Source organism: Achromobacter pulmonis, from assembly GCF_002885955.2.
GTDB lineage: Bacteria > Pseudomonadota > Gammaproteobacteria > Burkholderiales > Burkholderiaceae_B > Achromobacter > Achromobacter pulmonis_A.
Genome location: NZ_POQS01000005.1, coordinates 544,121 through 550,120 on the forward strand (window position 1 = coordinate 544,121; position 6,000 = coordinate 550,120).

General features: G+C 64.1%; 7 protein-coding genes and 1 pseudogene. All 8 read left to right on the plus strand.

The features are described 5' to 3' along the window. Positions 1 to 7: 7 nt before the first annotated feature. Positions 8 to 922, plus strand: coding sequence for a DUF3577 domain-containing protein (locus tag C1I89_RS21465; protein WP_102774536.1), 915 nt, complete (start codon positions 8 to 10; stop codon positions 920 to 922). A gap of 150 nt (positions 923 to 1,072) precedes the next feature. Next, positions 1,073 to 1,900, plus strand: a complete 828-nt coding sequence (locus tag C1I89_RS21470; protein WP_102774537.1) for a DUF932 domain-containing protein — start codon at positions 1,073 to 1,075, stop codon at positions 1,898 to 1,900. Positions 1,901 to 1,995: 95 nt separating this feature from the next. Then, positions 1,996 to 2,694, plus strand: coding sequence for a DUF3275 family protein (locus C1I89_RS21475; RefSeq protein ID WP_102774538.1), 699 nt, complete (start codon positions 1,996 to 1,998; stop codon positions 2,692 to 2,694). Positions 2,695 to 2,788: 94 nt separating this feature from the next. Continuing rightward, entirely contained in the window at positions 2,789 to 3,196 is a 408-nt protein-coding gene (locus tag C1I89_RS21480) for a hypothetical protein (protein WP_102774539.1), read from the plus strand. Between the two features lie 82 nt (positions 3,197 to 3,278). Continuing rightward, positions 3,279 to 3,929, plus strand: a complete 651-nt coding sequence (locus C1I89_RS21485) for a hypothetical protein (protein ID WP_102774540.1) — start codon at positions 3,279 to 3,281, stop codon at positions 3,927 to 3,929. Between the two features lie 40 nt (positions 3,930 to 3,969). Continuing rightward, positions 3,970 to 5,115 (plus strand): class I SAM-dependent methyltransferase, encoded by a 1,146-nt coding sequence (locus tag C1I89_RS21490; RefSeq protein ID WP_258231494.1) that lies wholly within the window; start codon positions 3,970 to 3,972, stop codon positions 5,113 to 5,115. A 100-nt stretch (positions 5,116 to 5,215) separates the two neighbouring features. Beyond that, on the plus strand, positions 5,216 to 5,527 hold the full coding sequence (locus C1I89_RS21495; protein WP_003158627.1) for a hypothetical protein: 312 nt from the start codon (positions 5,216 to 5,218) through the stop codon (positions 5,525 to 5,527). Positions 5,528 to 5,664: 137 nt separating this feature from the next. Continuing rightward, positions 5,665 to 6,000: pseudogene (locus tag C1I89_RS21500) on the plus strand (DEAD/DEAH box helicase); the annotation flags it as partial.

Below are 6,000 nucleotides of genomic sequence, written 5' to 3' on the forward strand. Positions count from 1 at the left end.
ATTCACCATGAGCACCACGTCCAACGAGAAATCGTATTTCGACCTCCACTCCTCGGGCATCGGTTACATCCAGCGTGCCCGTGAAGTGCCTGTTCGGGGCGGCCGCCGTGCGCAGCCCTTCCTGGCATGCACCATCGCCGCGCTGGTCGGTTCCGCAAAGGACCCCAGCTATCGCTATTTCGACGTCAAGGTCTCGGGTGCCGAGGCCAAGAAGCTGGTCGAGCGCTACATCGGCGTTGACGATCCCAAGCAGCGCCCACTGGTGCGCTTCCGCCTCGGCGACCTGTGGGGCGATGCGTATATCCGCGACAAGGGTGAGCAGAAAGGCCAAGCCGCCGCGTCCCTCAAGGCGCGACTGCTCAAGGCCGAGCCGCTTGACCGGGCCGAACTGGCTTCGATCAGGCAGCACGAGCTGATCACCCGCGGCATCGGCTACCTCAGCCGTCCGAAGGACGTCACGCCCAAAGATGGCGATCCGTTCCTCTCTTGCACCGTCGCCGCTCTGGCCGGGCCTGTCGATGAACCGGAGTATCGGTACTTCGACACCATCGTCACCACCCCTGAAGCCGAGCATCTGGTTCGCCGGTGCGTGCAGGCCATCGAAGGGGACTGCAAGGTGCTGATCGCCTTCCGTCTCAACGACATGAAGATCGATCCGTACATCCGCACCAAGGGTGAGCGCGCTGGGGAACCGGCCGCGAGCCTGGATTCGACACTGATCCACATCGGCCTGATCAAGATCGACGGCACCAAGGTCTACCCGACGAGCCCCGCGCAAGCCGAGACGCCGCCGGCCCAGGACGCTCCCGCGCCCGAAGCCGAGGACGCCGCCCCCGCTGCAGATCAGCCTGCCGAGCCCGCCGAGTGCGAGCCCGAAGGTGAAGTCGAGGAGCAGGAGCCGGCATTGGCTGCTTCGTTCTGATCCGGCATGGCCCCTCATGGGGCCTTGCCGCTTCTCCTTGCTGCATCTGCAGCGTCCTCCATCCGCATAGCGCGCTCGCGCATTTCTTCCCCCGAGTTCCGCGTGGTCAGACGGCCGCGCGGTTGTCGCATTTTTCACAGGAGAACAGCCATGTCTCTGGCATCCCGTTTTGCTCCGCAGTCCCCGATCCTGCGCTCAGATCGCCCGCTCTCGGACGACCGCATTCGCGCCATTGCTCCATCAATCTTCGCCGACGCTCCTCATGGGAGCCGATCCGAGCGGTATGCCTACATACCGACCTCGACCGTGCTCGCCAAGCTGCGCCAGGAGGGCTTCGAGCCCTTCATGGTGTGCCAGACGCGCGTGCGCAACGAGGATCGGCGCGAGCACACCAAGCATCTCATCCGGCTTCGCCATGCCAGCCAGATCAACGGCGACGAGGCGAACGAGATCATCCTGCTCAACAGCCACGACGGCACGAGCAGTTACCAGATGCTGGCAGGCATGTTCAGATTCGTCTGCCACAACGGCCTGGTCTGCGGCGATACCACCGCCGACATCCGTGTCCCGCACAAGGGGGATGTGGCCAGCCAGGTGATCGAAGGCGCCTACGAAGTCCTTGAAGGCTTCGAGCGCGTGAAGGACTCGCGCGATGCGATGCGCACCATCACCCTCGATGAGGGCGAATCAGAAATCTTCGCGCACTCAGCGCTGGCACTCAAGTACGACGATCCTGCCAAGCCGACGCCTGTCACGGAGCGTCAACTGCTCGCGCCCAGGCGCTGGGACGACCGCAGGGATGACCTGTGGGCCGTCTTCAACCGTGTCCAAGAGAACCTCGTCAAGGGGGGCCTGAATGGACGCTCGGCCAATGGCCGCAATCAGCGCACCCGCCCGGTGCAAGGCATCGACCAGAACCTGCGCCTGAACCGGGCGTTGTGGCTCCTGGCCGAAGGCATGCGCCAGCTCAAGGCGTGATGCCAAGTGGACCTTGCCCACCTCGGGCGAGGTTCATTTCCTCTCATCCACCGGCTGCCACCAGCCGTCCGTCATTCATCATCAGGAGTACCACCATGACAGCCAAATCGGCACCCGAGCAATCGGTTTCGCCCATCATCGTCCCCGGCCAGCTCACGCTGCGTACCATCCGCGGCAAGAACGGCCCCTTCACGGTCGGACGCCTCGCCACGCACCTTGGTACGTTCGAGGTCAAGGACCCGGAGCTGGAGCAATACCCCGAAGGCAAGTACGACGGGGAGTTCATCATCAGGTACATCTTCCCGAAGTCCTACCCGGTCGGTGGCGGCATGCGCTTCGAGATCCGCGCCAGCCTGGACGGAATGACGCTCTACGACATCGACAAGCTGAGCCGTGACGAGGCACGCAGCTTCGCCACCCAGGACCTCGATCCACTTGATGAAGAGCTGGGCGCACAGCCTGCAACAACACCGGCAACACCGGCCAAGCCCAGCAAAACTTCCAGGCCCGCCAAGCCAGCACCCGTGCAGGCATCCACGGACCCGCTGGTCGATACCACGCCCTTCGGCGTGGATGCGCCGACGCCCGCTGCGGCAACTGCTCCCGGCAGTACCGAAGATGGCGACGCCGCGCTGTTCAGCTTGCTCTGGCCGCTGGGCGAGTCCGTGAAACTGGATTCGACCATCGACCGCCGCACCCTGCGCACGCAGATCGCCCGCCTGGGCGAACTGGGCTACGCGCTGGACTTCAAGACGCAGGAGTGGAGCCGCCAGGCCGAACTGCAACCTGCGTAGTACTGGGCACCGCATCTGCGGTGTGCTTCATCCACCCGCTGGGGGTCTTCCCCACCGGGGAGGCTTCTGGCTCAATTTTTCCAGGAGGCCTCTCATGGGCTGGTATTTCTCACCCCAATCGCGGTCTGAACTGATCGCGGAGTTGATCGCACCGCAAGAGACCGAACGCGCCAGCGTGAAGGTCATCGCCCACGCGCTGCGTGGCAACGTCCTCTGGTCTGTTGTGCAAGTGACGGCCAAGGCCGAAGGCGTACACCGTGATCTCGCATCGGGCCAGTCCCTGTGCACCATCCGCTGCGATCTGCTGGAACGCAGCGGCGGCCAGTGGGGCTACAAGCCGCTGGACGAGTCCATGCACCCGTACTACTACTCGTGTCCGCTGTCTTATCTAGACCTCGCACCGGAGCAGTCCGCCGACTGGCGTGCAGGCGTTCGCGCCTACCACGCTCGGCGGCGCACATCCAAGGAGGCCACAGCCCAAGCTACGGCGCTGATGGCCTGAACCTAAGCTTTTTACTTCCACCCCAAGGGGCAGTACTTGCCCCTGCGGGCGGTGCTGTTCCCGTTCATCCGAGGACACCACCATGCCCGCAAACACTTCTTCCACCACGCTGTACCGCATCGACGAATGCCCGGACGTGATGGCCGACGCTTGCGTCGGCGATGACCAGGGCAACCTGATCTTCCTGTCGATCTGGGCGCGGGACACCGCCGTCCAGCAGTTCCTGGCTCGCCTGACCCTCGGGCGCGACGAGCAGGGGCTGGAGCAGTTCCACGTCGTCACCGATCAGGGCGGCAGCGTCCCGGTGTTCGTCGGCAACGTCGATCGCCTGGAAAAGCGCATGACCCGCGCCTACCGGCGAACGCTGTTCGGTTCGCTGTCCAACGTGTGGCTGTTCGATCGGCGCTGCGTCAAGCCCGACAAGGCCAACGCCAGCGCACTGGCATTGCTGCCCCGCGATAGCGACCACCGGTTTGACCGCCTGTGGACGTTGGTGCAGGACACCTGCCCACTGCCATTGCTCGACCACTGGCGCGAAACCGTGCTGGAACTGCTGCAAAGCCGCGAGATGCTGACCCGTCTGCCATTCGCCCTCGGGCCTTTGGTGGGCCATCAGCTCGCCATCGACGTGCCGGCGCTGACCCAGGCGCTCGGCTCGCTGATCCGCAGTGACGTGCTCACCGCCTACCCATACCCGGCCAAGATTTGGACGCCGGAAACGGTAGCGGCTTGAACCACCTGCGCAGGCACGCCAAGGCCCGCCTGCGCCATTCATCCCCGCCAACCAGGAGACTTCCATGGCTCTCATGTTCCCGCGGCTCGCCCGCAATTTTGTGAAGAACGGGTACTTCCCGACCGACGAACCAACGCTCGAAAGAGCCCTCAATGCACTGATGCCCAGTGCGCCTGAATCCAATGGGCCGATGTGCATCCTCGATCCCTGCGCCGGCGAAGGCGTGGCAATCGCTGAAGCGGCTCATGCCCTGGGGCGCGAGCATGCCAAGGCGTTCGCCGTCGAGTTCGACGCAGAGCGGGCGCGCCATGCCCGTGGTCTGGTCGATCACTGTCTGCACGCGGACCTGATGGACACGATGATCTCCAAGCAGTCCTTCGGTCTGCTCTGGCTCAATCCGCCGTATGGCGACCTGTCCAAGGACGTCAACGGCAACATTGGCTATCAAGGTCAGGGCCGAGCCCGCCTCGAAAAGCTGTTCTACCAGCGCACGCTGCCCCTGTTGCAGTACGGCGGCGTGCTGGTCTTCATCGTCCCCGGCTACGTGCTCGATGCCGAGCTGGTCGGCTGGCTGACACGCCACTACACCGACCTGCGGATCTATCGAGCGGTGGAAACGCAGTTTAAGCAGGTGGTGATCTTCGGGCGACGGGTGCGTCAGCGTGAGCAGACACCCGATGCCGTCAAGGCCGTGCGCAGTCTGTTGCTGCAGATTGGGCTTGGCGAAATCGAAGCCGAGGAGCTGCCGAGCGAATGGCCGTTCCTGCCGTACATCGTCCCCGCCAGCCCGGCGGAGCCGGGGCATTTCTTCCGCGTGACGATGGAGCCGGAGCAGTTCGCCGATGAGGTTGGCAGACTGCAAGGCCTCTGGCCGTCGCGGGATACGCAGTTGGGGGCCGCGCAGCAGACGCTACGTCCACCGGCGCGGGCCTTGTCCCACTGGCATCTCGCCCTGGCTCTGGCCGCAGGCGCGATCTCGGGAGTCGTGCAATCCAAGACGGGGCGCGTGCTCGTCGTCAAAGGTGACACCCACAAGGACAAGACGCTCCAGCGGGAATTCACCGAGCGCGAAGACGGCTCGATCGCCGAGACGCGCATCCTCACCGACAAGTTTGTTCCCGTCATCCGCGCGTGGGACATGACGCCTGATTCCCCGACACGGGGCGAGGTGTTGACCATTCGCTGATTGTTTTTCACCGCCGACGGTTCGCCGTCGATTTTTCCACCTACCGGGGTCCAGTCGCCCCGATGGGGTGCCGTGGCCCCTCCATATCCAGGAGCCTTCCATGGCAGCCCAAGCACTTTCCATCAGCCAAACACCGAGCCTGCGCTTCTCGCCAGGCCAGGTGGTCATGACCTGCGGCGTCGATGACCTGGTCCGACAGGGCCGGCTCAACCCGACTCCCTACCTGCGTCGCCACCTCGGCGGCGATTGGGGCGACCTCGACGACAGCGACAGGCGGCAGAACGATGCCGCGCTGAAGTCCGGCGAGGATCGTCTGTTTTCTTCTTACGAGGTCACACCCGGCCTGAAGATTTGGATCATCACCGAATGGGATCGCAGCGTCACCACGCTGTTGCTGCCCAACGAGTACTGACCGCGAGTTGTCACCGCAGGCCAAGGAGTGCCTGTACTGTCCAACCACCGACGGTTCGCCGTCTCTCTTCCCACCACGGGGCATGTCATCGCCCCGCTGGGGTGGTGCATGCCCCATTCTTTTTATGGAGCATCACCATGCCCGTTGATCTCGACACCACCGCCAGCAATGCAGCGCCCGTACCGGGCGAACTGCTCGAAGCGGAATCATCCCCTCTGACCCTGAGCCTTCAGGATTTTGTCGGCGAGTTCGGCGACGAACTGCTTGATTCTCTCAACCGCGCCAACCCGCCGGTCTATACCGGCCAAGCGCAAGCACAGCGGCAACTCGTCGTTGCCAGCCTCAAGCGCAAGCTGTTCCAGGCCCAGGCCGACGTTGTCCATGCTGCCGCCGAGCTGCTGGTCGATCAAGGCGAACGCGCTGCGATCGTCAATGGCGAAATGGGCTGCGGCAAAGTGCGCCGTATCGGCGCT